Raw genomic sequence first — 26,736 nt, forward strand, 5'->3', positions numbered from 1 at the left:
GCATTTGGCGGCAACGTTCCAACATGTGTTCCCCTGCATCTGTGAGCTGAGCTTACGAAGTAGTGCGATGCAATAAACGCGCACCTATTGTTCCATCTATACAAGTTATTGGGTGATCATCGCACGTAACATCTCCAGCGTCTTTGCAACAGCAATTAGGCTGCCCCGACCACGATGGTGATAAAAACCTTAGCGGCGGTAATGCGAACCATGATTCGTTCGATTCATGCAATGAATAATTGCTCATTATCCGGTTTTTTTATCACTATATGCAGTCTAACATTCTAAAATCATTAAGCATTAACTGATATTCATAAGGAACTTTAGATATGTTTAAGAAACTATTACTGACCCTGCTCTTCACCGGATTTACAGCCCTGAACGCTTACGATGTAGAGGCCCATACCCTAAGTATGGAGGTGTTTAACCCTGGCGAAAAAGCATATTCCCAGTTTCTTCCGAAATTATTAGCGGCAAACACGAGGTGGCGTTGATTGACGCCCAGTTCCAGCGCGATGATGCCGAAGAACTGGTGAAAAAGATCAAAGCCACCGGAAAAAAACTGACTGCGGTTTACATCAGCCATTCCGACCCGGATTTCTACTTCGGTTTGGAGGTGATTAAAGCCGCTTTCCCGGACGCGAAAATCATCGCTTCTCCGAGAACCATTAAAGACATCAACGCCACTAAAGACGGCAAACTGGCCTACTGGGGGCCAATCCTTAAAGACAACGCGCCAAAATTACTTGTGATACCAGAAGCGTTGGATGGCGACAGCTTTATCATTGACAGCCAGACAGTGGAAGTGAAAGGTCTGTTTGGCCCAACACCTGATCGCACCTTCGTGTGGGTCCTAGCACTGAAAGCGGTTGTGGGCGGTGTGGCGTCGCGGGTGACAACATTCATCCATGGGTTGCCGATAACCAGACGGTAATTTCCAGCGAGTACTGGCGGCACTAGCTACGGGACATCAAGACATTGAACCCCCATGTCGTTATACCGGGTCACTTCCTGCCTGGTACAGCCCTGACGTTGAAATCGGTTAACTTCACGCAAAAATACCTCACCAGGCTGGAGGCTGAGCTGCCGAGGACGAAGGATGCCGCCGCATTGACCACGGCAATGGAAAAACGCTATCCAAAACTGAAGGATAAACCGAGCCTGGAAATAAGCGCGAAAGTATTGAAATGCGAAATAAAGTGGCCACAATAATGTGGTGACTAAAAAAATTAGACAGCGGAAATTAGGCACTCATGGCCTGAGTGCTGTACTCACTGGGTTCAGACCATTTAACTTCAACTTGATCCAGCCATGGCTGTCAGTGGCCGCGCAGTGGCTCATAGCTGTTGACCACAATCTGGCTGCACGGCATTTAATAGGATGGCGGGGAGCCGCGCGGTAGCAGATAACTCTGCGGATCGAGTGCGGTAGCACGATAGCGGATTTGGAAATGCAAGAACACCGAATGAGTCCCGCTGCTACCCATAGTGCCAATCTTCTGTCCTGCCTTCACATCCTGACCATTGCGTACCATTGTGGTGTCGTTATGGGCATAGGCGGTGATAAAATCCTCGCCGTGCTTAATCATGATCAGGTTGCCATAGCCACGCAGTTGATTACCGACATACACCACCTTACCCTTGGCGGCGGTGTAGATCGGCTGACCACGTACTCCAGCAATATCAATGCCCTTGTTACCGCCATCTGCACTGGAGTAGTTCTGCACCACTTTGCCATTGGTTGGCCAACGCCAGCAACGAAAGGCACCCTTCGGCGGCAATTTAGCCAGCAGCGTACCGGAAGTGCTATTTTTGCGGCGATTTGTTGACGTTTTGCTTGTCACACCGCTGCTCAGGCGCAACTTTTGCCCCACATCAAGATTGTAGGGCGCAGGTATTTTGTTGATTCTGGCCAGATCACTGACTTCGTTGTCAGTGATCCAAGCGATGTAATACAGCGTATCGCCCCGTTTAACGGTATAGGATTTTCCGCTGTAGCTGCCCTTCGGCAATTTGTCGTAATCGCGGCTGAAACGGCTCTTACCGGAACACCCGGTCAACAGTAGGCCCAATGCCAAACACATCACAGCACGGTGCCACCACGCAAGTTTGCTTCCTGTGCTCAAATTCTGTCCTCAGTTATCTCTATTCAGGGGCTTGACCCGCGCCAGTAGGTGGACAATAGTAACATTTGAGCGGAGCCCATCAAAAAACTTCAGAGAGTCTATGCTAACTAAATACCTGCGCCAAATAGTAGATCACTGAAGGAACTCAATCCGGTTTGAGCGATCTGATCAATCGCCAAACATTACAAAACCTCACAACCGGACTGAGTTATGCCGATCATAGCACCCATCCCCTGACATGAACGACGTCAGATGCAAAAAATTATCCAGAAAACACCAGCTAAAAATTATGCCAGAAGCCTTATCGCCATGTTGATGTTACACCGTGGGTACACGCTGACTGACCTAGGTAAAACATTATGTGCCGCCCGTTCCTCTGTCAAACGATGGGTCAATTTGTTCACATTGGGCGGCTATGAAGGATTGGCAAGCCTTTCACCTGGACGCACCTGAAAATGGCCCACGGAGACGATGTTGAAGATGCTTGATTTGCTCGTTCAGAATTCTCCACAGGACTTTGGCTATCTGCGCTCTCGGTGGAATACTGAGATGTTAACGATTGAAATTAATAAATTATTTAACTAGACGTTACATCCTGGCTCACTTCGACGCTGGTTACCGAGAGCCGGTATTGTGTGGCGTAGAGCGGCTGCAACATCCCGTCTTTTACGAAGATGAGGTAGACATCGATATGAACCCTAAAATAGGTGCCGACTGGCAGAAAAAGGGTCAAAAAAAACGCATCGCGATACCGGGACAGAATGAAAAGCATTACCTCGCGGGTGTCCTTCATGTAGGAACCGGCGTTGTTGAATAAATCGAACATTTTGCCGGCACGAGGATCAGATCACTCTCCTTCTGTCAACATAGCGACATTCCGTGGCCCAGCAAAAGTTCAACATCACCAACTGGAAGGCTTACAACAACGCCCTTATCACTCGGGGTTTACTCACTTGCTGGGGGGATGAAACGGTACTTCACGCCTGGTACTGCGAGGCAAAAACTTCTCTGCGTGGTCGCCCACCACATTATTCCGATATGGCAATCACCAGCGTATTGATGCTGAAACGGATTTTCGGCCTGACACTTCGCGCCCTCCAGGGCTTCGTCGATTCCATTATCACACTGATCAAAGTGCCGTTGAACTGCCCGGACGACACCTGCATCAGTAAGCGGGCAAAGTCCGGCCATGTCCCGTTTAAAACCCCAACGCCGGGTGAAATTGCGCACCTCGTTATCGACTCTAGCGGGCTCAACGTGTTGGGTGAAGGCGAGTGGATGGCAAAAAAATACAGTCAGGAAAAACGGTGGATCTGGCGAAAACTGCATTTGGCCGTAGATACAGAAATACATGAGGTCATCTGTGCTGACCTTTCTTTGAGCAATGTCACCGATATGGAAGCCTTCCCAGGTCTCATCCGTCAGAGGTACCGTAAAATCAAAGTCGCCTCGGCGGATCGGGCTTAGGATACGCGAGTGTGTGATGATGAGTTAAGGCGCAAGAGGCTCAGGGCGTTAATACAGCCCAGCAGCGGAGCCCGTTATTGGTCGGCAGACTATGCAGAGCGAAATCAAGCGGTGGCGAACCAGCGCCTTACCGGAGACAACACACGGTGAAAAAGTATCACAGGCTACCACCGACGTTCGATAGCGGCAACAGCGAAGTACAGAGTAAAACAGCTATTTGGTGGTCACCTGTCGCTGCGAGATTATGATGGGCAAGTTGCAGAGGCGCTGGCCATGATCTGTTCACTAAACAAGATGACGCTCGCCGGTATGCCAGAAAGTGCACGCCTTGCCTGAAAGCTGCCCATTCAGGGGACTCTTTATTCCAAATCCGATTTATTCAACAAAGCCCCTGAGCTACGGCGGCTATCAGCGCACTGCTCGGTGCATCGCCGGTCACCTTGGCGTAATGCATGCTCACTTCTGCCTGTTCGACATCGCGGCAGCTTTCCAGGGCGTGCTTCACCCATTGCGTGCAATGCATGCACGACATTCCATGCAACGCTAACAGGGTAGTTTGTGACATGATTCGGCTCCTCGCTCAAGGGCGGTATATAAAGGTTGACTGCTTAACCTGTTTTCACCAAGACTGGAGTTTAAACCTTCCATCAAGGAGAAGGTCAAGGAGTGAAATGAATATTAGCGACGTAACGAAAAAAATGGGCTTAAGCAGCAAGGCGATCCGCTTTTGCGAAGAGAAAGGGCTGATAATCGCAACGATGCTTACCGACAATGGCTACCGCTGTTATTCTGCGCAGCATATCGATGAGCTGACGTTGCTGCGCCAGGCGCGGCAGGTGGGTTTTAATCTGAATGAGTGCCACGAACTGGTAGCACTGTTTAATGATCCGGCTCGCCACAGTGCCGATTTGAAAGTGCGTACCCTACAGAAGGTGGCGGAGATTGGAAGGAATATCGGTGAATTGAACGAAATGTGCCAACGTTTGCTGGCGCTGGTGGAACAATGCCCTGGTGATGATGATGGTGCAGAGTGCCCCATCATCAATAAGTTGGCGGTGTGTTGCTATTTGAGCTAACGGCTAATTGCGCGGATCACCAACGTGACGCCTTCTACTACGATCACCTCCAGGTTAGTGCCTACCGTTAGATCGTCATTGGCCTGGGCGCGCCAACTGCTGTCGCCGATGTTGATACGTCCTATACCGCTGTGCATCGCCTCGGTGAGTGTGGCAGGGGTGCCGATCAACTGGCGGTTCCGCTGGTTAAGCATCTGTGCATCGTTGGATGCCCCCGCTGTACGCTGACGCAGCCAGTACCACCAAAGAGAGGCGACGGCAACAGTCAGCACAGCGAATATCGCCCCCTGCCATTCCCACGGCAACTGCGGCAGCAGCCAAACCAGTACGCCGACGCTCAATGCTGCTACCCCGCTCCACAACAGATAGCCGCTGGCTCCGAGCATTTCCGCAGCCAGCAGTACCCCACCAAGGAAAAGCCAGAAACCCTGTGGGTTTGCTGCAATCAGTGTGACCATGGTTATTTGCCTTTGCTTTCTTTCAAAAGTTCGGCGATACCGCCAATAGAGCCGAGCAGGCTACTGGCGTCCAGCGTCATCATCACTACCTTGCTGTTGTTGGACGAACCGATCTTTTGCAGTGCATCGGTGTATTTCTGCGCCACAAAGTAGTTCACTGCCTGAATATTACCGCTGGCGATGGCATCGGAAACTAACTGGGTGGCGCGTGCTGATGTTGCGTAGTAGCCAGTCCATGCAGCGGCTCGGCAGGATGCGGCGCAGCACGCTTAGCGTGTGTGCTAGCAGGGTTACCGGATAACGCAGTTTGGCTCTGGGGCTTTCCAGCGCGTGATGCAGCTTAGGCAGAATGACCTGTGGGAGACGCCTCAGGCGTTTGACGATGCGGGAGTTGTGCACTGGCTGGTCGCTCTGTGCCTGATTGGTATTCTGGGTAAAATGGGTGGATATCGGCCCTGGCTCAATCAAACTCACCTGAATGCCGCTGCTATTCAATTCTATGCGTAGCGCATTGGACCAGGCTTCCAGCGCAAACTTGCTGGAGGCGTAGCCAGATACCAGCCCCATCACCGAACTGGTCTGGATAATGCGTCATTCGCCGTGTGGCAGCATCGCTGGCAGCAGCAACTGGGTCAACTGGTGGGTACCGAACAGGTTGGTGGCGAACTGCTGCTCCATTTGACGGCGCGAAATGCTGCTCAGTGTGCCATACATCCCGAAACCGCCGTTATTGAACAGGGCGTACAGCTTGCCGCCGGTCAGGGTGATCTACTTGTGCTGCGGCACGTTCGACGCTGGCACTGTCGTCCAGATCCAACTCAATGCCTGCCAACCCAAGCTGGTGCATGTTTTCCACGTCCTGCAGTTTGCGGCAGGCGGCCAACACCCGGTAGCCCCGGTTGTGCAGATCCTGCGCGGCAATCAGTCCAATCCCGCTGGAACAGCCGGTTATTAATACCGCTTTGGACATAAGGTTACCCCCCATTGATGTGGCATATACCTCAAGCCAGTTTTTGCTGTACCCAAGCCAGGCTGCTCTGGTATTCAGTTGGCAATAGCGATGCCAGCTTCTGCAACGCTTGCCGTAGCGCTAATGCGTCTGGATCATTTAGATTCAGATGGCCGACCTTGCGGCCAGCACTCACTTCTTTCTTGTACCAGTGCAGATGCACCAGCGGCAGTGCCAGCCACTGATGATTTACTGCGGTGCCGATCAGGTTGACCATCACCGCCGGGGTATTCACCACCGGCTTTGGCAGTGGCAGGCTAAGAATGGCGCGCAGATGCAACTCAAACTGGCTGATGGAAGCCCCGTTTTGCGTCCAGTGGCCGCTGTTGTGCACACGGGGTGCTAACTCGTTAATCAGCAACTGCTTGCCGACGATAAAGCACTCCATCGCCATCACACCAACATAGTTTAGCGCGTTCATGATTGCCACCAGCATTTGCTCGGCTTGTTGCTGCTGCGCCGGGTTGGGCTGCGGCAGCGCTACGCTTGTGCGCAGAATGCCGTCTTCATGCAAATTGTGGGTGAGTGGGTAGAACACCGACTGGCCATCGTGGCCACGCGCGCCGACCAGCGATACTTCACCGCAGAAGTTGATACCCTGTTCAACGATACATTCGCCATAGACATCAGTTGGCAAAGCATGCTGTTGGCCTGGGCGCAGATGCCACTGACTACGGCCATCGTAACCGCCGACGCGGCTCTTGACGATCGCCAGTTCACCCAGGGTTGAAAACACCTGTGGCCACTCGGCGGCGTTTGCCAGCAACTGCCAAGGTACGGTGGGTAAGCCAAGTTGGTCAATTAGCTGTTTTTGCGCCAGACGATCGGCCAGGCGTGGGAAGATGTCGCGGTTAACGAAACTGTTGTGGATCGCCAACTCGCGTGTGAGTGCGGTTTCCGACCAGCGCTCGATTTCGGCGGTGATAACGCTGTTCTGATAGGGTACGGCTTCTGGTGTGGCATCGATGCCGATGGGATAAACGCTAATGCCCAGTGGTTCTCCGGCCTGGCGCAGCATGCGCCCCAGTTGGCCGTTGCCCAGTACGCAAACCGGCTTCATGCTTCCTCCCGGGGGTCTGGGTTGTTTAGCACGTCTTCGGTCTGCGCGCGACGCCAGTCTGCCAAACGCTGTGCCAACGGCGCATCGTGCAGGGACAGGATCTGCGCTGCCAGCAATCCAGCATTGGCGGCACCGGCTTTGCCGATCGCCAGAGTACCGACTGGAATACCGCGCGGCATTTGCACGATAGAATACAGGCTGTCAATGCCGCTTAACGCGGCGCTTTGCACTGGAACACCCAGAACTGGAACCAGGGTTTTCGCCGCCAACATGCCCGGCAAGTGCGCAGCACCCCCTGCGCCAGCGATAATCACCTCAAACCCTTTGGCGCAGGCTTGTTCGGCGAAGCTGAACAATTTGTCTGGTGTGCGATGAGCGGAAACGACTTCAGTGTGGAACCGGACATCAAGCATGGTCAGCACTTCGGCTGAAAATTGCATGGTGGCCCAGTCACTTTTCGATCCCATTACAATTGCAATTTTCACTCCAGCGTGACTAGCTGAAGCAGCGTTGGCTCCCATGGGAAGGCTCCTGTGATGGTACAAGCGCGGCCGCAGGGGCAGAATAATGAGGAAATAGAGCATACCATGGGTGCACAGTAAGGAGAACGGTTGCGTCACTGGTTTTCGCCGACAACAGCGCGGAGTTTTACTTGCGCGGTTACTATGGAATTTAGAATGGGAATGGGATCAGTTCGACGGCGTCGGCGCTGACTTTGATCATTGAGCCTTCGACGTGCCAGGCACCCAGCACCACACGGTGGGCCTGGCTATTGTTCAGATCCAGCCGATGCATTGCCGGGCGATGGGTGTGGCCGTGGATCATCCAGTGTACGCCGTGATGCAGCATCGCCTGTTTAACCGCTTGTGGGTTGACGTCCATGATAGCTTCCGGCTTACATTGGTTGGCCTGTTGGCTACGAGCGCGCATTTTAGTGGCGATTTTCAGCCGCCAACGCAATGGCAGGGCCAGGAACAGTTTTTGGATCAGCGGATTGCGCACCTTGTGGCGGAATTGTTGGTAGGTTTGATCATCGGTACATAGTGTATCGCCGTGCAGGATCAGAATGTGGCGACCATACAGTTCCAGCACTGTCTCTTCCGGCAGTAGCTGCATGCCGCTGGCGCAGGCGAAATGCTCGCCCAGCAGAAAATCGCGGTTACCATGGATGAAATAACAGGGTACGCCAGCTTGTTGCAGCGCCTTTAGCGCTGCGGCGATCTCATTGTGCAATGGTTCGAGATCATCATAACCGGTCCAGGCTTCAAACAGATCGCCGAGGATATACAGTGCATTGGCGTGGATTGCATCGCGCTGTAAAAAACCCAGAAAACCGGCAGTAATTTCTGGTTCTTGTGGACACAAGTGCAGATCTGCGATGAACAGCGTACTCATACAGTAGCCGTTATTCGTTGACGGTAACGCTTTTGATCACCACATCTTCTAACGGTACGTCCTGGTGCATGCCACTATTGCCGGTTTTCACGCCTTTGATCTTGTCAAGCACATCCATACCTGCAACCACTTCACCGAATACGCAGTAACCCCAATCCTGGGTGTTTTCACCATGAAAGTTCAGGAAGTCGTTGTCTGCCACGTTGATAAAGAACTGCGCGGTAGCGGAGTGTGGATAGTTGGTGCGTGCCATAGCCAAGGTGCCGATGGTGTTTTTCAGCGCGTTGTTGGCTTCGTTCTTGATGGCTGCTTGGGTGGATTTCTGGTTCATGCCAGGCTCAAACCCGCCACCCTGAATCATGAAACCATTGATAACACGATGGAAGATAGTATTGTCGTAAAAACCTGCGAGGCAGTAGTTCAAGAAATTTTCAACGGTAACCGGCGCTTTGTCAGCAAAAGTTTTGATAAAAATGTCGCCGTAATTAGTGTGGAAAGTAACCATAGATGTAGTCCTAAAAAAATGAAGTGAGACGTCACAGAGCGAGTGAACATTCAGACTGACCTTATAACATATCTCCCAGATTGAGTCAGCAGCCGCTAAATGGCGTCCTGCCCGTGGAAAAATAAATTTGTTATAACATCGCTGTCTATGGCTTATTTTTATCGTTTTCTGTGGAGTAGGTAGGGACAACATGCATGATCTTGCATTAGAGCAGGCTTCAGGTTTCAATATGCTACTGGGTTAGCCTCCTGACCCTGGTTACCCTTTTTTGTTATCAAGCACATCACGGAATGTCCCGATGCTAAAGATTTTTAATACCCTGAGTCGTCAAAAAGAAGAATTCAAACCCATTGATGCTGGAAAAGTTGGCATGTACGTGTGCGGGGTAACCCTCTATGACCTGTGTCATATCGGCCATGGCCGTACCTTTGTTGCTTTTGATGTGGTGGCGCGTTACCTGCGTTATCTCGGCTATTCGCTTAACTATGTGCGCAATGTTACCGATATCGACGATAAAATTATCCGCCGCTCGGCGGAAAACGCTGAAACCTGCGATCAACTGACCGAGCGCATGCTGGCGGAGATGCATGCCGACTTCGATTCATTGTTGATTGAGCGCCCGGATCAAGAACCACGCGCCACCCAGCATATCGCTGAAATCATCGCGATCACCCAGCGTCTGATCGATCGTAATCACGCCTATGTGGCCAGCAATGGCGATGTGATGTTCTCCATAGACAGCGATCCACAATACGGTTTGCTGTCGCACCAGGCTTTGGAACAATTGCAAGCGGGAGCGCGCGTTGAGATTGACGATGTGAAGCGCAATCCGATGGACTTTGTGCTGTGGAAGATGTCCAAACCGGGTGGGCCTAGCTGGCAATCACCATGGGGGGCAGGCCGCCCTGGTTGGCACATTGAATGCTCCGCCATGAACTGCAAGCAGCTCGGCCCCCACTTTGATATCCACGGCGGCGGTTCGGATCTGATGTTTCCGCACCACGAGAATGAGATCGCCCAGTCAAGTTGCTCACACGATGGCCGCTACGTCAACTACTGGATGCACTCCGGCATGGTGATGATTGATAAAGAGAAGATGTCCAAATCACTGGATAACTTTTTCACCATCCGCGATGTGCTAGGCCACTACGATGCTGAGACGGTACGTTACTTCCTGATGTCTGGCCACTATCGCAGCCAACTGAACTATAGCGAAGAGAACATGAAGCAGGCGTGCACTGCGCTGGAGAGGTTATATACCTCGCTGCGTGGTGCCGATGCTGATGCTCAGCCAACGGGGGGAGACGCGTTCGAAGCTCGCTTTCGCCAGGCGATGGACGACGACTTCAACACCCCGGAAGCCTACTCAGTGCTGTTTGAGCTGGCGCGTGAAGTCAACCGCCTGAAGAACGAGGACAGTGTGGCGGCTAACAGCATGGCGGCGACGCTACGCAAGCTGGCGAAGGTGCTCGGGCTGTTGCAGCAACAGCCCGAACAGTTCCTGCAAAACGGTGCGCAGGTTAACGGCGGTGAAGAAGCGGAAATCGAAGCGCTGATTAAACAGCGTAATGAGGCGCGCGAAACCAAAAGCTGGGCGCTGGCGGATGCCGCTCGTGATCGACTAAACGAGATGAACATCGTGCTGGAGGACGGCCCACAAGGGACCACCTGGCGTCGCAAGTAATGCGGCTTGACACGAAAAAGCGCTGATATTAGCGCCTTTTTCTCTGGGCAGAGATTAGGGTTTGACCACAACTCTACCGCCATTAAATTCCACCACTTGGTCGGCGACGATTTTGCAGCGCTTGCGGGTCTCGACCTGACCACCCACTTTCACCCGCCCTACGGCAATAACTGCTTTGTCTGCACTACCGCTTTCGCACAATCCCTAAAACTAAAGAGTCCCCTGAATTGGCATATTTCGGCATACCGGCGAGCGTCATCTTGTTTAATGCACAGATCATGGCCAGCGCCTCTGCAACTTGCCCATCATAATCTCGCAGCGACAGGTGACCACCAAATAGCTATTTTACTCTGTACCTCGCTGTTGCCGCTATCGAACGTCGGTGGTAGCTTGTGATACTTTTCCACCGTGTGTTGTCTCCGGTAAGGCGCTGGTTCGCCACCGCTTGATTTCGCTCTGCATAGTCTGCCGACCAATAACGGGCTCCGCTGCTGGGCGGTATTAACGCCTTGAGCTTCTTGCCCCTTAATTCATCATCACACACTCGCGTATCCTAAGCCCGATCCGCCGAGGCGACTTTGATTTTACGGTACCTCTGACGGATGAGACCTGGGAAGGCTTCGGTATCGGTGACATTGCTCAAGGAAAGGTCAGCACAGATGACCTCATGTGTTTCTGTATCTACGGCCAAATGCAGTTTTCGCCAGATCCGCCGTTTTTCCTGACCGTGTTTTTTTACCTTCCACTCCCCTTCACCCAACACGTTGAGCCCGCTAGAATCGATAACGAGGTGCGCAATTTCACCCAGCGTTGGGGTTTTAAACGGGACATTGACGGACTTCGCCCGCTTACTTTTGAGATCTCGGCTTGATTATTTATCAGACGGTATTCTTCCGGTATCAGAATGTTCAGCGAGAGTGGCGAGCCGCTCATAATGGCTCCATACACCCAGCACAGGCTTAAGATCTTTATATAACCATAATAGATACGGAATAATCCTCTCCTCATCAGCCGATAAAATTTCACTGTAGAGAAAAGAAAAGACTAAATAGGGGGCGGAGAGAAACGCCGTACAAATGGGGGATTGCGGAGGAAAAAATCAGGGCGCGATTCTCGCGCCCTGAGCATAGCTAATTCAGCGATTAAGCGTCTTTAGAGCCACGGCTGGCACGCTTTCGATCGTTTTCCGTCAGATGACGCTTACGGATACGGATCGAGGTTGGCGTCACTTCTACCAGTTCATCATCATCGATAAACTCCAGAGCTTGCTCCAGGGTCATTTTGATGGCCGGAACTAAAGTTGTCGCTTCGTCAGTGCCGGAAGCACGCATGTTGGTCAGCTTCTTACCCGTCAGGCAGTTGACGGTCAAGTCGTTGGAGCGTGAGTGAATACCGATGATCTGGCCTTCATACACTTCAGCACCGTGGCCCAGGAATAGTTTACCGCGATCTTGCAGACTATACAGCGCGAACGCTACCGCTTTACCTTGACCATTAGAGATCAGTACGCCGTTCTGGCGCTGCCCTACATCACCTGGACGCACATCGTCGTAGTGGCTAAATGTGGAGTACAGCAAACCGGTACCGGATGTCATGGTCATGAATTCGTTACGGAAACCAATCAAACCACGGCTTGGGATCACGTAGTCGAGACGCACACGGCCTTTGCCGTCTAGGTCCATGTTTTTCAAGTCCGCTTTACGCTCACCCATCGCCTGCATTACAGAACCCTGCTGCTGCTCTTCGATATCCAGCGTGACGTTTTCGAAAGGCTCTTGCTTGCGACCATCGATTTCACGGAAGATGACTTTCGGACGGGAAACCGCCAGTTCGAAACCTTCACGACGCATGTTTTCAATCAGAATAGACAGGTGCAGCTCACCACGGCCGGATACGCGGAACGCATCAGCGTCTTCAGTTTCTTCAACGCGTAGTGCCACATTGTGCACCAATTCCTGGTTCAAACGCTCAAGGATTTTGCGTGATGTCACGAACTTGCCTTCTTTGCCGCAGAACGGCGAAGTATTGACGTTGAAGAACATGCTTACGGTCGGTTCATCCACAGACAATGCTGGCAGTGCTTCCACTGCGGCAATATCACAGATGGTGTCGGAGATGTTCAGCTCGCTCAGACCGGTGATGGCAATGATGTCGCCCGCGTCAGCTAAAGTAGACTCAATACGCTCTAGACCCATGTGACCTAGCACTTTGCCCACTTTACCGTTGCGAGTTTTGCCTTCACTATCAATGATAGTGACCTGCTGGTTTGGCTTCACTTTACCGCGCTTGATGCGGCCAATGCCGATCACGCCTAGGTAGTTGTTATAGTCCAGTTGAGAGATTTGCATCTGGAATGGTGCTTCCAGCTCAATCTGCGGTGCCGATACATGATCAACAATAGCCTGATATAGCGGGGTCATGTCTTCCGCCATGTCGTTATGATCAGTACCAGCGATACCCATCAGAGCGGATGCATAGATGATTGGGAAATCGAGCTGCTCGTCGGTCGCATCAAGGTTAACAAACAAGTCGAACACCTGATCAACAACCCAGTCAGGACGCGCGCCAGTACGGTCAACCTTGTTGATGACCACGATCGGTTTCAGGCCGTTGGCAAAGGCCTTTTTCGTCACAAAGCGGGTTTGTGGCATAGGGCCATCCATTGCATCCACAACCAGTAGTACCGAGTCAACCATTGACATCACTCGCTCTACCTCACCGCCGAAGTCGGCGTGTCCTGGGGTATCCACGATGTTGATGCGGTAGTCCTTCCAATTAATGGCGGTGTTTTTTGCGAGGATGGTAATCCCACGCTCTTTCTCCAAATCGTTGGAGTCCATTACGCGTTCGGTGGCTTCTACACGCTCTCCGAAAGTACCAGATTGTTGTAGCAGCTTATCAACCAAGGTGGTTTTACCATGGTCAACGTGGGCAATAATGGCAATATTACGCAAATTTTCGATCACAGCTTTGCCTCTGGCATTAGAAATAGCGCGCTATTGTACACGTCTTAAGCGAGGGACTGAACAAGATCACTCCCTTCTTATAAACAATGGCGTAGCGGTCAGTTTGCAAGCCCTTTCGCGGGGCAAAAGCACCATCGACGCACACCCGCACCATAATGGTGCTATATTTGACTCAAATTGCACCATGGCAGTGCTTTGCAGGGTGATCGTCCAGGATGGGAGGGTGCAAAACCTGCACAGCAAATCGGAAAAGCATTGATGAAAAGTTGGCACAGTTTTCGCTTTACCCTTTTCAATAAGGAATAAAGCCAGTTCCATAGATTCGTCACGACGACGACAATGATAAATCCGGGAGAAAAAGTATGTCCGCTGAACACGTTTTGACGATACTACATGAGCATGAAGTGAAATTCGTAGATTTGCGTTTCACCGACACCAAGGGTAAGGAACAACATGTCACCATCCCGGCTCATGAGGTGAATGCCAACTTTTTCGAAGAAGGTAAAATGTTTGATGGTTCCTCAATCGGCGGTTGGAAGGGCATCAACGAATCTGACATGGTGCTAATGCCCGATGCCAGCACGGCGGTAATGGATCCATTCTTCGAAGAATCCACCTTGATTGTTCGCTGCGATATTCTCGAACCGGGTACCATGCAAGGCTACGATCGCGATCCGCGCTCCATCTCCAAACGTGCAGAAGACTTCCTGCGTTCTTCCGGTATTGCCGACACCGTGCTGTTCGGCCCAGAGCCAGAGTTCTTCCTATTCGATGACATTCGTTTCGGCAGCAGCCTCCGTGGTTCCCATGTCGCTATCGACGATATCGAAGGCGCATGGAACTCCGGCACCACTTACGATCGCGGCAACAAAGGCCACCGTCCGGCGGTGAAAGGCGGTTATTTCCCGGTTCCTCCGGTCGATTCTTCACAAGACATCCGTTCTACCATATGTCTGACCATGGAAGAAATGGGTCTGGTGGTTGAAGCACACCACCACGAGGTAGCGACCGCAGGTCAGAATGAAGTGGCTACTCGCTTCAACACCATGACCAAGAAAGCCGACGAGATTCAGATCTATAAATACGTGGTACACAACGTGGCACACGCCTTTGGCAAAACTGCAACCTTCATGCCGAAGCCCATATTCGGTGACAACGGTTCCGGCATGCACTGCAACATGTCGTTGTCCATGAATGGCAGCAACCTGTTCGCTGGCGACAAATACGGTGGCCTATCTGAAATAGCCCTGTTCTACATCGGCGGCATCATCAAACACGCTAAAGCGATCAATGCCTTGGCCAACCCGACCACCAACTCTTACAAGCGTCTGGTTCCAGGCTATGAAGCGCCAGTGATGCTGGCTTACTCAGCTCGGAACCGTTCCGCCTCCATCCGTATCCCGGTGGTCGCCAGCCCAAAAGCACGCCGTATCGAAGCTCGTTTCCCAGACCCAGCGGCTAACACATACCTGTGCTTCGCCGCGTTGCTGATGGCTGGCCTGGACGGCATTATCAACAAGATCCACCCTGGCGATGCGATGGATAAAAACCTGTATGACCTACCGCCGGAGGAAGAGGCTGAGATCCCAAAAGTAGCGGGTTCTCTGGATGAAGCCCTAACAGCACTGAACGAAGACCGCGAGTTCCTGACCAGTGGTAGCGTATTCACCAACGATGCGATAGATGCATATATCGAACTACGTAAAGAAGAGATGGATCGCGTTCGCATGACACCACATCCGGTTGAGTTTGAGTTGTACTACAGCGTTTAGGCTATACCGTGCCGTCTGCGGCCGGCAACCACTTTTATGTTGCCGTGGACATTTTTAGCCCACCTTAGGATAGGTCTCTTCTCCACCGTATTTTCTGCAAAACTATTCCGTACAACAACCATCACGGATGGAGTAAAAAAGGCGCACTAAAAAGGTGCAGGAGTCTGCTGTATGGCAACTGGCCAACTGCCCGATGCGGGGCAGATCCTTAATTCTCTCATCAACAGTATCCTGCTGTTGGATAATCAGCTTACGGTTCACTACGCTAACCCAGCGGCACAGCAGCTACTGGCGCAAAGTTTCCGTAAAATTTACGGCAAGCCGCTGCCCGATTTACTCGGCTATTTTTCACTGGATATTGCTCTGATGCGTCAGAGCCTGCATGCTGGCCAGGGCTTCACCGACAACGAAGTAACTCTGGTAGTCGATGGACGCGCGCATATCCTTTCTCTGACTGCCCAAGCATTGCCTGAGGGCCATATCTTGATCGAGATGGCACCGATGGACAATCAGCGCCGCCTAAGCCAGGAACAACTGCAACATGCTCAGCAGATCGCCGCCCGTGATCTAGTGCGTGGTCTAGCTCATGAGATCAAAAATCCGCTCGGTGGCCTGCGCGGTGCAGCCCAGCTATTGGCTAAGGCGCTGCCCGATCCAGCACTGACCGAATACACTAAAGTGATCATTGAACAGGCCGATCGCCTGCGCAACCTGGTTGACCGCCTGCTGGGTCCTCAACGACCGAGCTTGTACATCACCCAAAGCATCCATCAGGTGGTGGAGAGAGTTTTCCAGTTAGTGTCATTGGAAAAGCCGTATAACGTCAAGCTGGTGCGCGATTACGACCCAAGCCTGCCTGACATCACACACGACCGGGAGCAAATCGAACAGGTGCTATTGAACATCACCCGCAATGCGTTGCAGGCGCTGGGTGATGCAGGCGGCATCATCATGCTGCGTACCCGCACCGCGTTCCAGGTATCCCTACATGGCACTCGCCACCGGCTGGCGGCACGCATCGATATTGGAGATAACGGCCCCGGCGTGCCAGCACAGTTGCAGGATACCCTATTCTACCCGATGGTCAGTGGCCGTGAAGGCGGTACCGGTCTGGGATTATCCATCGCCCGTAATCTTATCGATCAACATTGCGGAAAAATTGAATTTAACAGTTGGCCTGGTCATACCGAATTCTCGGTCTACCTGCCTATTCATAAGTCGAGGTAGCTATGCAACGAGGGACAGTCTGGATCATCGATGACGATAGCTCCATCCGCTGGGTGCTTGAGCGCTCGCTCGCTGGTGCAGGTGTGAACTGCACCAGCTTCTGCAACGGCGATGACGTGCTGGAAGATTTGGCAAAACAAACGCCTGACGTGTTGCTGTCCGATATCCGTATGCCGGGGATAGACGGTTTATCGCTGCTCAGGCAGATAAAACAGCGTCACCCGATGCTTCCGGTCATCATAATGACCGCGCATTCAGATCTAGATGCTGCCGTCAGCGCCTATCAGCAAGGTGCTTTCGATTACCTGCCCAAGCCCTTCGATATCGACGAAGCAGTAGCGTTGGTTGAACGTGCTATCAGCCATTATCAGGAACAGCAGCAGCCAACGCGCAACCAATCGACCAACGATCCTGCGGCGGACATCATCGGCGAAGCGCCTGCGATGCAGGACGTATTTCGTATCATCGGTCGCCTTTCGCGCTCGTCGATCAGTGTGCTGATTAACGGCGAATCGGGCACCGGCAAAGAACTGGTCGCTCATGCCCTACATCGCCATAGCCCACGCACCAAATCACCGTTTATTGCCCTGAATATGGCCGCAATTCCCAAAGACTTGATCGAGTCCGAGCTGTTCGGCCACGAGAAAGGGGCCTTCACCGGTGCCAACCAGATCCGACAAGGCCGCTTTGAACAGGCTGATGGCGGTACGCTGTTCCTTGATGAAATCGGTGACATGCCGCTGGATGTACAGACGCGTTTGCTACGTGTACTGGCGGACGGTCAGTTCTACCGGGTCGGCGGCTATGCACCAGTCAAGGTCGATGTGCGAATCATCGCTGCCACCCATCAGAATCTGGAACTGCGGGTGCGGGAAGGCAAATTCCGTGAGGATCTATTCCACCGCCTGAACGTTATCCGCGTACATTTGCCGCCGCTGCGTGAGCGCCGTGAGGATATCCCACAGCTAGCACGCTACTTTCTGCAAATCACAGCGAAAGAACTGGGCGTAGACTCAAAGAATCTGCATCAAGAAACCGAAACCGCCCTAACTCGCCTACACTGGCCTGGCAACGTGCGCCAGTTGGAGAACACCTGCCGCTGGCTGACAGTGATGTCAGCCGGACAGGAGGTGCTGCTCCAGGATCTGCCAGGCGAGTTGTTTGAAACTACCAAGTCGGAAAGTGGTAACCACAACACGCCAGGTAGTTGGGCAATGCTACTAGCTCATTGGGCCGATCACGCGCTGCATTCCGGTCATCAAGACCTGCTGTCGGAAGTGCTGCCAGAATTGGAGCGCACTCTACTCGCTACGGCGCTACGCCACACCCAGGGACATAAGCAGGAAGCCGCACGGCTGCTGGGTTGGGGGAGAAACACCCTTACCCGCAAGCTGAAAGAATTGGGTATGGATTAGCCATGTCGATTATAAAATCTTTCCATAATACGTAAAAAACCAGCATACTCAGGCTTTACAGCGCGTACCAACGCGGTATGATTGAGCCGCACACGTAGATAGGAGGCTAACGATGCAGGGTTCATTCATCAAATTAATTTCCCAAGGCGCGGAGCTTGGCACTGCCGCCTGCCATAATCCGCAAGTGGCGATCACTGCGGTGCAGTGCGCCACGCTAATTAACTTCTTCAGTTAACAAAACAGCCGCTCTACGGCTGTTTTTTCATGCTTTAGATTACGAGAGAAAACTGCTAGTTGCGCGTCTGCTGACGCAGGTATCTATCGGAACACGTGCAGATATTGCGGATCAGCAACCAGCTACGAGGGGTCACACGGATGCCCTGTTGGTCGCGTTCTACCAATCCATCGTGTTCAAACGGCGCAAGCAGTTGCAGATCCTCAGCGAAATAAGCGGAAAAATCGATGTCGTCTTGCCGTTCTATCGGCTGATACTCCAACTGAAAATTGCAGATCAGCATTTTTATCACTTCATGCCGCAAACAATCGTCTTCCGTCATCGCTAGCCCACGCCACAGCGCATTGCCCGGCGCCTCTATACTGCTGTAGTAGCTCTTTAGTGCTTTCTAGTTTTGCGCATAACTGTCACCAAGCATGCTGATGGCGGAAACCCTCAACCCTAGCAGATCGCTGTCACCTTGGGTGGTCTAGCCCTAGAAATTACGATGCAATCTACCTGGCCGTGCGAAGTGATCCATGCCGATAAACTGGTATCCGACCTGGATCAGCGCCTCAATGCTCTGCTGCAAAATATCCAGTTTCTGCAGTGCGCTGGGCAGCAAACAGATTCAGCAAGTGTGCATAGTTGAACACGCTAAGGCGATCCGGGTTCAGCACCACCACTTGCTGTAATTTGAAGGCGAAGCTTTCCGGCGTTTGCTTTGGTAAGCCGTAAATCAGATCGATATTGGTGGAATGAAAACCCAATGCTTTGGCACGGGCGATTAGGGCGAAGATAAATTCTTTATCCTGCTCGCGGTTGATCCGTTGCTGCATCTGTTTGTTGAAATCCTTCACGCCCATGCTCAGGCGGTTAAAGCCTTCGCTGCATAAATGGTCGAGCATGTCCAGCTCAATCTCGCGCGGATCAATCTCAATCGACATTTCTGCATCAGGCAGGAAATCATAGTGCTGACGTAACAGTGCTAACAGCCGACTGATTTTCACCTTGGTCAGGTAAGTCGGCGTACCCCCACCCCAGTGCATCTGTACAACTTGGCGACCTGCAAACAACGGTGCTTGCTGGGCGATTTCATGCACCAACACCTGTAGGTATTCCTCAGCATTGTGCGCCTGGCGCGTCACCAGTTTGTTGCAACCGCAGAAATAGCACAGTTTGTGGCAGAAAGGGATATGTACATACAGCGACAGCGGACGTTTGGGGTAACGTGCAGCGGCACGTTGAAACATCGCGTGGTCATAGCTCTGGTTAAACTCTAGTGCCGTAGGGTATGAGGTATAACGCAGCACTGAGTAATTATATTTCTGGATCAGGGCCAAATCCCAGACGATCGGCTATTCTGACATGCTCGCTCACTCCTTCCGATATTTTTCCTACCGGGCCGGAGAGGGGCAATGGTCTACACTGTCTAGCCACGGAAGCACTACGAAAACGCGCTTTGCGCTAAGACAGCCGCCATAGTGTACTGAATAGCCACAGCAGATAACATAACAAGAGTGTGGCTATGGTCGGGAGCTCGCGTTAAAATATGTCATTGGGGTTACCGCTTTTTAGCAGTTTCAGAATGTCTTCCTGTTTTTCTTCCTTATCATCGTCATCACCCAAGTCGATGCCCAGTTGATCCATCAACACATCGATGCGATCCAGCATCTGGTCAACGTAAGCCTGCTCTTCCGCGTTTAGCGTGTCGCTCCCGTCAAGGCGATCCAGTAATGCATCCAGACGTTCGTCATTTTCCAGCTTCGCCAATTCTTCTTCCGGTGATAGACGTGGTTTGACCTCAGCCTTGGGTTTAGGCTGTAGCTTGGCTTTAGCTTTGGTTTCCACCACCAGCGCCACTGGCACTTTACTGCCGATACGCGGATCTTTGGCTTCTGCCGCCGCTTTGTTTTTCTGGTTGCTGGCTTGAGTGCGGGATCCGGCGGCATGACCACGGTTTTTTTTCAAACATTTGCGCTCACGGGCTTCCTGATCAAGCTCTACACGGCTTTTCTTTTTTGTTTTTGGCTTCGCCGCGCTGTTGCGGGGGATGCGAGGTGTTTTTGATGGCTGATTCATGGCGTATGCTCTTAGGTAGGTAGATTCAGTATAGAATGGCAGCGGAATCTAGCAGAAAGCAGATAAAGAAAAAAGGCAGCAGGTAAAGCTGCCTGACTTTTTCGTACCTTGTTGAGAAGGATATTCATGCTATGCACAACACTGTGACACCCTACTTACCCGTTGCTTAAAAACAAAGAAACGCATCATTTTACCGCTGATATAGTTATAATCGCCAACCTATTAGCCATCCCCACGGAGACGAAAGACTTTGACCAGCAAGAATTACAACTATCATATGACCCATTTCGTGACTAGTGCGCCCGATATTCGCCATCTGCCGGGGAATGAAGGTATTGAAGTCGCGTTTGCTGGCCGCTCCAACGCCGGTAAATCCAGCGCGTTAAATACCCTGACGAACCAGAAAAGCCTGGCACGTACCAGTAAAACGCCGGGGCGCACCCAACTGATCAACCTGTTCGAAGTCGAAGAGGGTCATCGCTTGGTAGACTTACCGGGTTATGGCTATGCTGAATTGCCGGAAGAAATGAAACGCAAATGGCAACGTGCGCTAGGTGAATACCTACAAATGCGCAATTGCCTGAAAGGGCTAGTGGTGCTGATGGATATCCGTCATCCGCTAAAAGATCTTGACCAGCAGATGATCCAATGGGCAGTCGATTTCAGCACGCCGGTATTGGTGCTGCTAACCAAGGCTGATAAGCTGGCCTCTGGCGCACGTAAAGCCCAGCTTAATATAGTGCGAGAGGCCGTGCTACCGTTTATGGGTGACATTCAAGTTGAAGCCTTCTCTGCAACGAAAAAAATCGGCGTTGACAAATTGAGCCAAAAACTGAATATCTGGTTCAATGAGATCCCGCCGGAAGTACTGCCGAAAGAAGAAGACACCAACAATTAATACCTTAAAGGCGGTAACTGAGAGCATCCTGATGGATCTAATCCTAAGTGATTCGGGTGAGCAAAGGGCCTGGTACTGTTTTTACAACAAAAAACGCCCTCCCATTAATGCTGACTGGGGCGGTTGATATTCAGCCAAAACCTGATTGCGTAAAGTAAAAATTTTAAAAAATAGAATATATTACCTCTACACCCTACGGCGGTAATTCCGCATCACTTTTTAGCAGGGAAAATAATTTTTGTCGTTCATTGACACAACCTATTGCTGAAGAACAGCGAAGATTAGTCAGTGAGCCTCATCCCAGTTGGCACCCACGCCCACATACACCTTCAGCGGTACCGCCAGCGCGATGCTGCCTTCCATCAACTCACGGATGCGCTGGCTGGATGCGTCAATCACTGATTCATGCACTTCAAATACTAACTCATCGTGCACCTGCATAATCATACGTACCAGCGGCTGTTCTTGTTCCTGTATCCAGGCATCAACCTCAATCATTGCACGCTTGATAATATCTGCGGCCGTACCCTGCATCGGGGCGTTGATCGCCGCACGCTCGGCCGCTTTGCGGCGCATGCCGTTGCTGGAACGGGCATCCGGCAGATATAGCCGACGGCCATCCAGGGTAGTAACATAGCCCTGTTCAGCGGCCTGCATGCGGGTGCGTTCTATATAGTCCAGTACACCCGGATAATGTTCAAAGTAGCGATCCATATAGCGCTGGGCTTCGCCACGCGGAACCCCCAACTGGCGTGCCAGGCCAAAGGCGCTCATGCCGTAAATCAGCCCAAAGTTAATCGCCTTGGCACTGCGGCGCTGTTCGCTGGATACTTTGTCCAACGGCACGCCAAACACTTCGGCTGCTGTGGCGCGGTGAATATCTTTACTCTCGGCAAAGGCTTTCAGCAATCCTGCATCTTGCGACAAATGAGCCATAATACGCAGTTCGATTTGCGAATAGTCCGCAGCGACGATGCGATAACCCTCAGGGGCTATAAACGCCTGGCGAATACGCCGACCTTCATCGTTGCGCCCCGGAATGTTTTGTAGGTTCGGATCGCTGGAAGATAGACGCCCGGTGGCCGTTACCGCCTGATGGTAAGAGGTATGTACTCTGCCGCTGACCGGGTTTATCATCAGCGGCAACTTGTCGGTATAGGTGTTTTTCAGCTTTGCCAGGCCACGATACTCTAGGATCACCTTCGGCAATGGGTAATCCGGCGCCAACTCGGCCAGAACTCCCTCATTAGTTGATAGCGCACCGCCTGGGGTTTTCTTTAGCACCGGCAACTTTTGCTTTTCGTACAGAATAGCCTGTAGTTGCTTGTGCGATGCTGGATTAAACGGTTCTCCCGCCAATTCGTGCGCCTGAATCTCCAACTCGCCCAGCTGCTTGGTCAGTTCCTGAGAATGAACCGACAAAATAGCCGGATCGATCAGTACCCCAGTGCGTTCGATATGTGACAACACCGGTACCAGTGGCATGTCAATCTCATTGAACACCCTCAGCAATTCGGCACTTTGCTTCAGTTGCGGCCACATCGCCAGATGTAACCGCAGCGTAACGTCGGCATCTTCCGCAGCATAGAGTGCCGCCTGCGCCAAGGCAATGTGGTTGAACGTCAACTGATTTTTACCCTTGCCGACGATCTCTTCAAAGGTGATGGTCTTATGACCCAGGTAACGATCGGCCAAGTTGTCCATATCGTGACGACCGCCAACGCTGTCCAGCACGTAGGATTCCAGCATGGTGTCGTAGGCGATGCCGCGCAGGTTAATACCGTAGCGCGCCAGCACGCCCATGTCGAACTTCAGATTCTGCCCGACTTTCAACACTTTTTCGTCTTCCAATAGCAGCTTAAGCCTTTCCAGCACAGAGGCACGATCCAACTGTGCTGGTGCATACAGATAGTCATGTGCCACCGGCAGGTAGGCGGCTTCACCCGGTGCTATGGCAAACGACAAGCCAATAAGGTTGGCGCTCAGCGTATCCAATCCGTCGGTTTCGGTATCAAAGGCGAACACGTTAGCCTTTTTCAACCGTTGCAGCCAGTCAACGAAAGTGTCTTCGTCCACAATAGCGACGTAGCCATCCTGCGGTAGCATGGCTTCCGCCGCAGCCTTAGGTTTTTCTGCCACTGCACTTGCCGACTTCGCCACACCAGCGGTTTTGACTGCTGACCCTTTTTTGTTTTCTAGCCAGGCACCGGTTTCTACATCCGCAAGCCAACGTTTGAATTTATACCGTTTGAATAGCTGCTGCAACACGTCAATATCCGGCGCAGACATTTTAAGGTCGGAGTAGGAAACCTCCAGTTCAACGTTGGTTTTGATGGTCGCCAGTTTGTAGGAAAGGTAAGCTATCTCTTTGTTCTGCTCCAGTTTGACCGCCATGGTCTTCGCACCACGGAAGCTGAGCGTAGCGATGCTGCCTAAGTTATCATACAGCACATCCAACCCGCCAAGACCCTGTAACAGCGCCTGTGCGGTTTTCTCACCAACCCCTGGCACGCCAGGGATGTTATCTGAAGCATCACCCATCAGCGCCAGGAAGTCGATAATCAACTCAGGTGGAATGCCGTATTTGTAGCACACTTCTTGCGGCCCGAGGACGGTGTTGTTCATGGTGTTGATCAGAGTGACGTTCGGCGTGACCAATTGAGCCATGTCTTTATCCCCAGTACTGATCAGCACTGGATGGCCAGCCATTTCAGCCTCCAGCGCCAACGTGCCGATAACGTCGTCCGCCTCAACACCTGGTGTAACTAATAGCGGCAGCCCCATAGCCTTGACCATTTTATGCAGCGGTTCGATTTGCGTTCGCAGATCGTCCGGCATCGGTGGGCGATGCGATTTGTACTCGGTGAACAGTTCATCGCGAAAGGTTTTTCCTTTAGCATCAAATACCACTGCAACATGGCTGGGCTGGTACTGTAGCAGCAGGCTGCGCAGCATATTCAACACGCCATAAATTGCTCCAGTCGGCTCGCCTGCCGAGTTGGTCAGCGGTGGGAAAGCGTGATAAGCACGGTAAAGGTAGGAGGAACCATCAACCAGGATGAATGGGTTTTCTACTATCTGGGCCATGGTGTTTCTTTATAGTGATCAGACATAGTGATAAGCATGCCATAGCTGGCCACCAGAGACGAACTTTAGTATGCATTACAGATGAAAATGGGCGTTGTTGAATAAATCGAACATTTGGCCGGGACGAGGATCCGATCACTCTCCTTCTGTCAACATAGCGACATTCCGTGGCCCAGCAAAAGTTCAACATCACCAACTGGAAGGCTTACAACAACGCCCTTATCACTCGGGGTTTACTCACTTTCTCGGTGGATGAAACGGCACTTCACGCCTGGTACTGCGAGGCAAAACCTTCTCTGCGTGGTCGCCCACCACATTATTCCGATATGGCAATCACCAGCGTATTGATGCTGAAACGGATTTTCGGCCTGACACTTCGCGCCCTCCAGGGCTTCGTCGACTCCATTGTCACACTGATTAAAGTGCCGTTGAACTGCCCGGACGACACCTGCATCAGTAAGCGGGCGAAGTCCGGCCATGTCCCGTTTAAAACCCCAACGCCGGGTGAAATTGCGCACCTCGTTATCGACTCTAACGGGCTCAACGTGTTGGGTGAAGGCGAGTGGAAGGTAAAAAAACACGGTCAGGAAAAACGGCGTATCTGGCGAAAACTGCATTTTTCTGTAGATACAGAAACACATGAGGTCATCTGTGCTGACCTTTCCTTGAGCAATGTCACCGATACCGAAGCCTTCCTAGGTCTCATCCGTCAGAGGTACCGTAAAATCAAAGTCGCCTCGGCGGATCGGGCTTAGGATACGCGAGTGTGTGATGATAAGTTAAGGGGCAAGAAGCTCAAGGCGTTAATACCGCCCAGCAGCGGAGCCCGTTATTGGTCGGCAGACTATGCAGAGCGAAATCAAGCGGTGGTGAACCAGCGCGTTACCGGAGACAACACACGGTGGAAAAGTATCACAGGCTACCACCGACGTTCGATAGCGGCAACAGCGAGGTACAGAGTAAAACAGCTATTTGTTAGTCACCTGTCGCTGCGAGATTATGATGGGCAAGTTGCAGAGGCGCTGGCCATGATCTGTGCACTAAACAAGATGACGCTCGCCGGTATGCCAGAAAGTGTACGCCTTGCCTGAAAGATGCCCATTCAGGGGACTCTTTATTCCAAATCCGATTTATTCAATAACGCCTTGGTTTTTACCTGATGGATGGCAATCAGCTAGTGCTCGGCCCGTTTCAAGGCAAAATAGCTTGCGGGCGCATAGCGGTTGGCAAAGGTGTGTGCGGTACAGCCGTAGCGGAAAACCGCGTGCAACGGGTCGGTGATGTTCATGCGTTCCCCGGCCTTATCGCCTGCGATGCGGCCAGTAATGCGGAAATCGTGCTGCCGCTGGACGTTAGTGGCCGGGTTATTGGCGTTCTTGATATCGATAGCACAGTTTATCAACGTTTCGATAAAGAGGATGAGCAGGGCCTAAAATCAGTAGTGGCGGGGCTTTGTGCACAGTTGGAACTGTGTGATAGTGCGAAATACATTACTATGGCCGCAAGTTGATCTAAGGTTAGCGTGGCATTTACCGATTGCGTCATTATAATGACGCCTGTTCATGCCTGCACTGGTTGGCAAACCCGTTGTAATCAGGAAGTTTCATGGAAAATCAACCCAAGTTGAACTCTAGTAAAGAAGTCATTGCCTTTCTTGCCGAGCGTTTTCCGCTCTGTTTTAGTGCCGAGGGTGAAGCTCGTCCGCTGAAGATTGGTATTTTTCAGGATTTGGTCGAGCGTGTGAAGGAAGAGAACCTCAGCAAAACGCAACTGCGTGCAGCTTTGCGCATGTATACGTCAAGTTGGCGGTATCTGTATCGTGTCAAGGTTGGCGCGCAACGCATCGATCTGGACGGCAATGCGTGCGGCGAGTTGGAACAGCAGCATGTCGATCATGCTCGTCAACAACTTGAAGAAGCCAAAGAGCGCGTTCGAGCGCAGCGTGCCGAACGAAACGCTAAAAAGCGTGATGCTGCCGGTACCGAGCCACACCCTCCGCGCCCAGCCGGTAAAAAGCCTGTTGCGCGCCGTGAAGGTGTAACGGCAGCAGAGAACCGAAAGCTGTGCCCACAGCAAGACCGTCAATCTCGAGCAGTATCTAAAGAGGAAAGCCAACCACGCTATGCGCCAGTAACGGATATCTCTAAACTGAACATTGGCCAAGAGATCAAAGTAAGGGCAGGTAAGAGCTTTATGGTTGCCACCGTACTTGAAATTGCGAAAGACTGTGTGCGTGTGCAACTCTCTTCCGGTCTGGCGATAATTGTGCGCGCAGAACACTTGCAGTTCTGATACG

The 26,736-nt window shown here is 52.0% G+C and carries 19 protein-coding genes and 10 pseudogenes; 14 read left to right on the forward strand and 15 right to left on the reverse strand.

The window, feature by feature from the left end:
- Positions 1 to 329 precede the first annotated feature (329 nt).
- A pseudogene (locus AACL06_RS07540) lies at positions 330 to 1,212 on the forward strand (MBL fold metallo-hydrolase).
- A 160-nt stretch (positions 1,213 to 1,372) separates the two neighbouring features.
- Here the strand turns inward: AACL06_RS07540 and actS are convergent.
- Positions 1,373 to 2,083, reverse strand: coding sequence for an amidase activator ActS (actS, locus tag AACL06_RS07545; RefSeq protein WP_339036643.1), 711 nt, complete (start codon positions 2,081 to 2,083; stop codon positions 1,373 to 1,375).
- Positions 2,084 to 2,377: 294 nt separating this feature from the next.
- On the opposite strand from actS, the pseudogene AACL06_RS07550 reads away from it, so the two are divergent.
- Positions 2,378 to 2,936: pseudogene (locus AACL06_RS07550) on the forward strand (winged helix-turn-helix domain-containing protein); the annotation flags it as partial.
- Between the two features lie 68 nt (positions 2,937 to 3,004).
- Positions 3,005 to 3,928 (forward strand): annotated as a pseudogene (locus tag AACL06_RS07555) (IS5 family transposase).
- A 55-nt stretch (positions 3,929 to 3,983) separates the two neighbouring features.
- On the opposite strand, the pseudogene AACL06_RS07560 reads toward AACL06_RS07555, so the two are convergent.
- Positions 3,984 to 4,157 (reverse strand): annotated as a pseudogene (locus AACL06_RS07560) (cation transporter); the annotation flags it as partial.
- A 106-nt stretch (positions 4,158 to 4,263) separates the two neighbouring features.
- Here AACL06_RS07560 and cueR point away from each other — a divergent pair.
- Positions 4,264 to 4,668 (forward strand): Cu(I)-responsive transcriptional regulator, encoded by a 405-nt coding sequence (gene cueR, locus AACL06_RS07565; protein WP_339036645.1) that lies wholly within the window; start codon positions 4,264 to 4,266, stop codon positions 4,666 to 4,668.
- Here cueR and AACL06_RS07570 read toward each other — a convergent pair.
- From AACL06_RS07570 to ppiB, 7 genes and pseudogenes are all read right to left on the reverse strand, one after another.
- Positions 4,665 to 5,126, reverse strand: coding sequence for an NfeD family protein (locus AACL06_RS07570; RefSeq protein WP_339036647.1), 462 nt, complete (start codon positions 5,124 to 5,126; stop codon positions 4,665 to 4,667). The genes cueR and AACL06_RS07570 overlap by 4 nt on opposite strands.
- 2 nt (positions 5,127 to 5,128) lie before the next feature.
- Positions 5,129 to 5,338: pseudogene (locus AACL06_RS07575) on the reverse strand (SPFH domain-containing protein); the annotation flags it as partial.
- Positions 5,295 to 6,096 (reverse strand): annotated as a pseudogene (locus tag AACL06_RS07580) (SDR family oxidoreductase). The pseudogenes AACL06_RS07580 and AACL06_RS07575, both read right to left, overlap by 44 nt.
- 31 nt (positions 6,097 to 6,127) lie before the next feature.
- Positions 6,128 to 7,195 (reverse strand): 5-(carboxyamino)imidazole ribonucleotide synthase, encoded by a 1,068-nt coding sequence (gene purK / locus AACL06_RS07585; RefSeq protein WP_339036649.1) that lies wholly within the window; start codon positions 7,193 to 7,195, stop codon positions 6,128 to 6,130.
- Positions 7,192 to 7,716 (reverse strand): 5-(carboxyamino)imidazole ribonucleotide mutase, encoded by a 525-nt coding sequence (gene purE, locus AACL06_RS07590; protein ID WP_339038346.1) that lies wholly within the window; start codon positions 7,714 to 7,716, stop codon positions 7,192 to 7,194. Before purE ends, purK begins: the two co-directional genes overlap by 4 nt.
- 151 nt (positions 7,717 to 7,867) lie before the next feature.
- The gene (locus AACL06_RS07595; protein WP_339036651.1) at positions 7,868 to 8,590 is read right to left on the reverse strand and encodes a UDP-2,3-diacylglucosamine diphosphatase; all 723 of its coding nucleotides are present in this window, start codon (positions 8,588 to 8,590) and stop codon (positions 7,868 to 7,870) included.
- A gap of 10 nt (positions 8,591 to 8,600) precedes the next feature.
- Positions 8,601 to 9,095, reverse strand: coding sequence for a peptidylprolyl isomerase B (gene ppiB / locus AACL06_RS07600; RefSeq protein WP_339036652.1), 495 nt, complete (start codon positions 9,093 to 9,095; stop codon positions 8,601 to 8,603).
- Positions 9,096 to 9,393: 298 nt separating this feature from the next.
- Between ppiB and cysS the strand changes: the two genes are divergently transcribed.
- Entirely contained in the window at positions 9,394 to 10,779 is a 1,386-nt protein-coding gene (gene cysS, locus AACL06_RS07605) for a cysteine--tRNA ligase (RefSeq protein ID WP_339036654.1), read from the forward strand.
- A 54-nt stretch (positions 10,780 to 10,833) separates the two neighbouring features.
- On the opposite strand, the gene AACL06_RS07610 is transcribed toward cysS, so the two are convergent.
- From AACL06_RS07610 to typA, 3 genes and pseudogenes are all read right to left on the reverse strand, one after another.
- The gene (locus tag AACL06_RS07610; protein ID WP_339036656.1) at positions 10,834 to 10,980 is read right to left on the reverse strand and encodes an RNA-binding S4 domain-containing protein; all 147 of its coding nucleotides are present in this window, start codon (positions 10,978 to 10,980) and stop codon (positions 10,834 to 10,836) included.
- A pseudogene (locus tag AACL06_RS07615) lies at positions 10,964 to 11,632 on the reverse strand (IS5 family transposase); the annotation flags it as partial. The pseudogene AACL06_RS07615 and the gene AACL06_RS07610, both read right to left, overlap by 17 nt.
- Positions 11,633 to 11,921: 289 nt before the next feature.
- Complete coding sequence (typA, locus tag AACL06_RS07620) at positions 11,922 to 13,745, reverse strand: ribosome-dependent GTPase TypA (protein ID WP_339036658.1); 1,824 nt, start codon at positions 13,743 to 13,745, stop codon at positions 11,922 to 11,924.
- Between the two features lie 362 nt (positions 13,746 to 14,107).
- Here typA and glnA point away from each other — a divergent pair, with 362 nt between their 5' ends.
- From glnA to AACL06_RS07640, 4 genes are all read left to right on the forward strand, one after another.
- Positions 14,108 to 15,517, forward strand: coding sequence for a glutamate--ammonia ligase (glnA, locus tag AACL06_RS07625; protein ID WP_339036660.1), 1,410 nt, complete (start codon positions 14,108 to 14,110; stop codon positions 15,515 to 15,517).
- Positions 15,518 to 15,688: 171 nt separating this feature from the next.
- Positions 15,689 to 16,744 carry a nitrogen regulation protein NR(II) gene (glnL, locus tag AACL06_RS07630; RefSeq protein WP_339036662.1) on the forward strand — a complete coding sequence of 352 codons (1,056 nt, stop codon included), beginning with the start codon at positions 15,689 to 15,691 and terminating at the stop codon, positions 16,742 to 16,744.
- A gap of 2 nt (positions 16,745 to 16,746) precedes the next feature.
- A complete protein-coding gene (gene glnG / locus AACL06_RS07635) occupies positions 16,747 to 18,159 on the forward strand; it encodes a nitrogen regulation protein NR(I) (RefSeq protein WP_339036664.1) in 1,413 nt (470 codons plus the stop codon).
- A 112-nt stretch (positions 18,160 to 18,271) separates the two neighbouring features.
- Entirely contained in the window at positions 18,272 to 18,394 is a 123-nt protein-coding gene (locus AACL06_RS07640; RefSeq protein ID WP_339036666.1) for a YshB family small membrane protein, read from the forward strand.
- Positions 18,395 to 18,449: 55 nt separating this feature from the next.
- Here AACL06_RS07640 and hemN read toward each other — a convergent pair.
- A pseudogene (hemN, locus tag AACL06_RS07645) lies at positions 18,450 to 19,728 on the reverse strand (oxygen-independent coproporphyrinogen III oxidase).
- A gap of 190 nt (positions 19,729 to 19,918) precedes the next feature.
- Positions 19,919 to 20,455 carry a Der GTPase-activating protein YihI gene (yihI, locus tag AACL06_RS07650; RefSeq protein WP_339036668.1) on the reverse strand — a complete coding sequence of 179 codons (537 nt, stop codon included), beginning with the start codon at positions 20,453 to 20,455 and terminating at the stop codon, positions 19,919 to 19,921.
- A 250-nt stretch (positions 20,456 to 20,705) separates the two neighbouring features.
- On the opposite strand from yihI, the gene yihA reads away from it, so the two are divergent.
- Positions 20,706 to 21,353, forward strand: coding sequence for a ribosome biogenesis GTP-binding protein YihA/YsxC (gene yihA / locus AACL06_RS07655; protein ID WP_339036670.1), 648 nt, complete (start codon positions 20,706 to 20,708; stop codon positions 21,351 to 21,353).
- 285 nt (positions 21,354 to 21,638) lie between these two features.
- Here the strand turns inward: yihA and polA are convergent, their stop codons facing one another.
- Positions 21,639 to 24,440 (reverse strand): DNA polymerase I, encoded by a 2,802-nt coding sequence (gene polA, locus AACL06_RS07660; protein WP_339036672.1) that lies wholly within the window; start codon positions 24,438 to 24,440, stop codon positions 21,639 to 21,641.
- Between the two features lie 94 nt (positions 24,441 to 24,534).
- On the opposite strand from polA, the gene AACL06_RS07665 reads away from it, so the two are divergent.
- The 4 genes and pseudogenes from AACL06_RS07665 (at position 24,535) to proQ (ending at position 26,732) form a co-directional block, all read left to right on the forward strand.
- Positions 24,535 to 24,696 carry a hypothetical protein gene (locus AACL06_RS07665; RefSeq protein ID WP_339036674.1) on the forward strand — a complete coding sequence of 54 codons (162 nt, stop codon included), beginning with the start codon at positions 24,535 to 24,537 and terminating at the stop codon, positions 24,694 to 24,696.
- Positions 24,629 to 25,531, forward strand: a pseudogene (locus AACL06_RS07670) (IS5 family transposase). Before AACL06_RS07665 ends, AACL06_RS07670 begins: the two are co-directional and overlap by 68 nt.
- 56 nt (positions 25,532 to 25,587) lie before the next feature.
- Positions 25,588 to 25,950: pseudogene (locus tag AACL06_RS07675) on the forward strand (GAF domain-containing protein); the annotation flags it as partial.
- A gap of 95 nt (positions 25,951 to 26,045) precedes the next feature.
- Positions 26,046 to 26,732, forward strand: a complete 687-nt coding sequence (gene proQ / locus AACL06_RS07680) for an RNA chaperone ProQ (protein ID WP_339036676.1) — start codon at positions 26,046 to 26,048, stop codon at positions 26,730 to 26,732.
- The last annotated feature ends 4 nt before the right edge of the window (positions 26,733 to 26,736 follow it).

Origin of the sequence: Serratia symbiotica (Periphyllus acericola), assembly GCF_964019515.1 — a bacterium.
Lineage (GTDB): Bacteria > Pseudomonadota > Gammaproteobacteria > Enterobacterales > Enterobacteriaceae > Serratia > Serratia symbiotica_D.

Coding starts and splice junctions, on each gene's coding strand:
- AACL06_RS07570 (WP_339036647.1), bottom strand. CDS start 5,126: ATGGTCACACTGATTGCAGCAAACCCACAGGGTTTCTGGCTTTTCCTT.
- cueR (WP_339036645.1), top strand. CDS start 4,264: ATGAATATTAGCGACGTAACGAAAAAAATGGGCTTAAGCAGCAAGGCG.
- purK (WP_339036649.1), bottom strand. CDS start 7,195: ATGAAGCCGGTTTGCGTACTGGGCAACGGCCAACTGGGGCGCATGCTG.
- proQ (WP_339036676.1), top strand. CDS start 26,046: ATGGAAAATCAACCCAAGTTGAACTCTAGTAAAGAAGTCATTGCCTTT.
- AACL06_RS07640 (WP_339036666.1), top strand. CDS start 18,272: ATGCAGGGTTCATTCATCAAATTAATTTCCCAAGGCGCGGAGCTTGGC.
- glnL (WP_339036662.1), top strand. CDS start 15,689: ATGGCAACTGGCCAACTGCCCGATGCGGGGCAGATCCTTAATTCTCTC.
- actS (WP_339036643.1), bottom strand. CDS start 2,083: ATGTGTTTGGCATTGGGCCTACTGTTGACCGGGTGTTCCGGTAAGAGC.
- glnA (WP_339036660.1), top strand. CDS start 14,108: ATGTCCGCTGAACACGTTTTGACGATACTACATGAGCATGAAGTGAAA.
- ppiB (WP_339036652.1), bottom strand. CDS start 9,095: ATGGTTACTTTCCACACTAATTACGGCGACATTTTTATCAAAACTTTT.
- AACL06_RS07595 (WP_339036651.1), bottom strand. CDS start 8,590: ATGAGTACGCTGTTCATCGCAGATCTGCACTTGTGTCCACAAGAACCA.
- cysS (WP_339036654.1), top strand. CDS start 9,394: ATGCTAAAGATTTTTAATACCCTGAGTCGTCAAAAAGAAGAATTCAAA.
- yihI (WP_339036668.1), bottom strand. CDS start 20,455: ATGAATCAGCCATCAAAAACACCTCGCATCCCCCGCAACAGCGCGGCG.
- glnG (WP_339036664.1), top strand. CDS start 16,747: ATGCAACGAGGGACAGTCTGGATCATCGATGACGATAGCTCCATCCGC.
- purE (WP_339038346.1), bottom strand. CDS start 7,716: ATGGGAGCCAACGCTGCTTCAGCTAGTCACGCTGGAGTGAAAATTGCA.
- polA (WP_339036672.1), bottom strand. CDS start 24,440: ATGGCCCAGATAGTAGAAAACCCATTCATCCTGGTTGATGGTTCCTCC.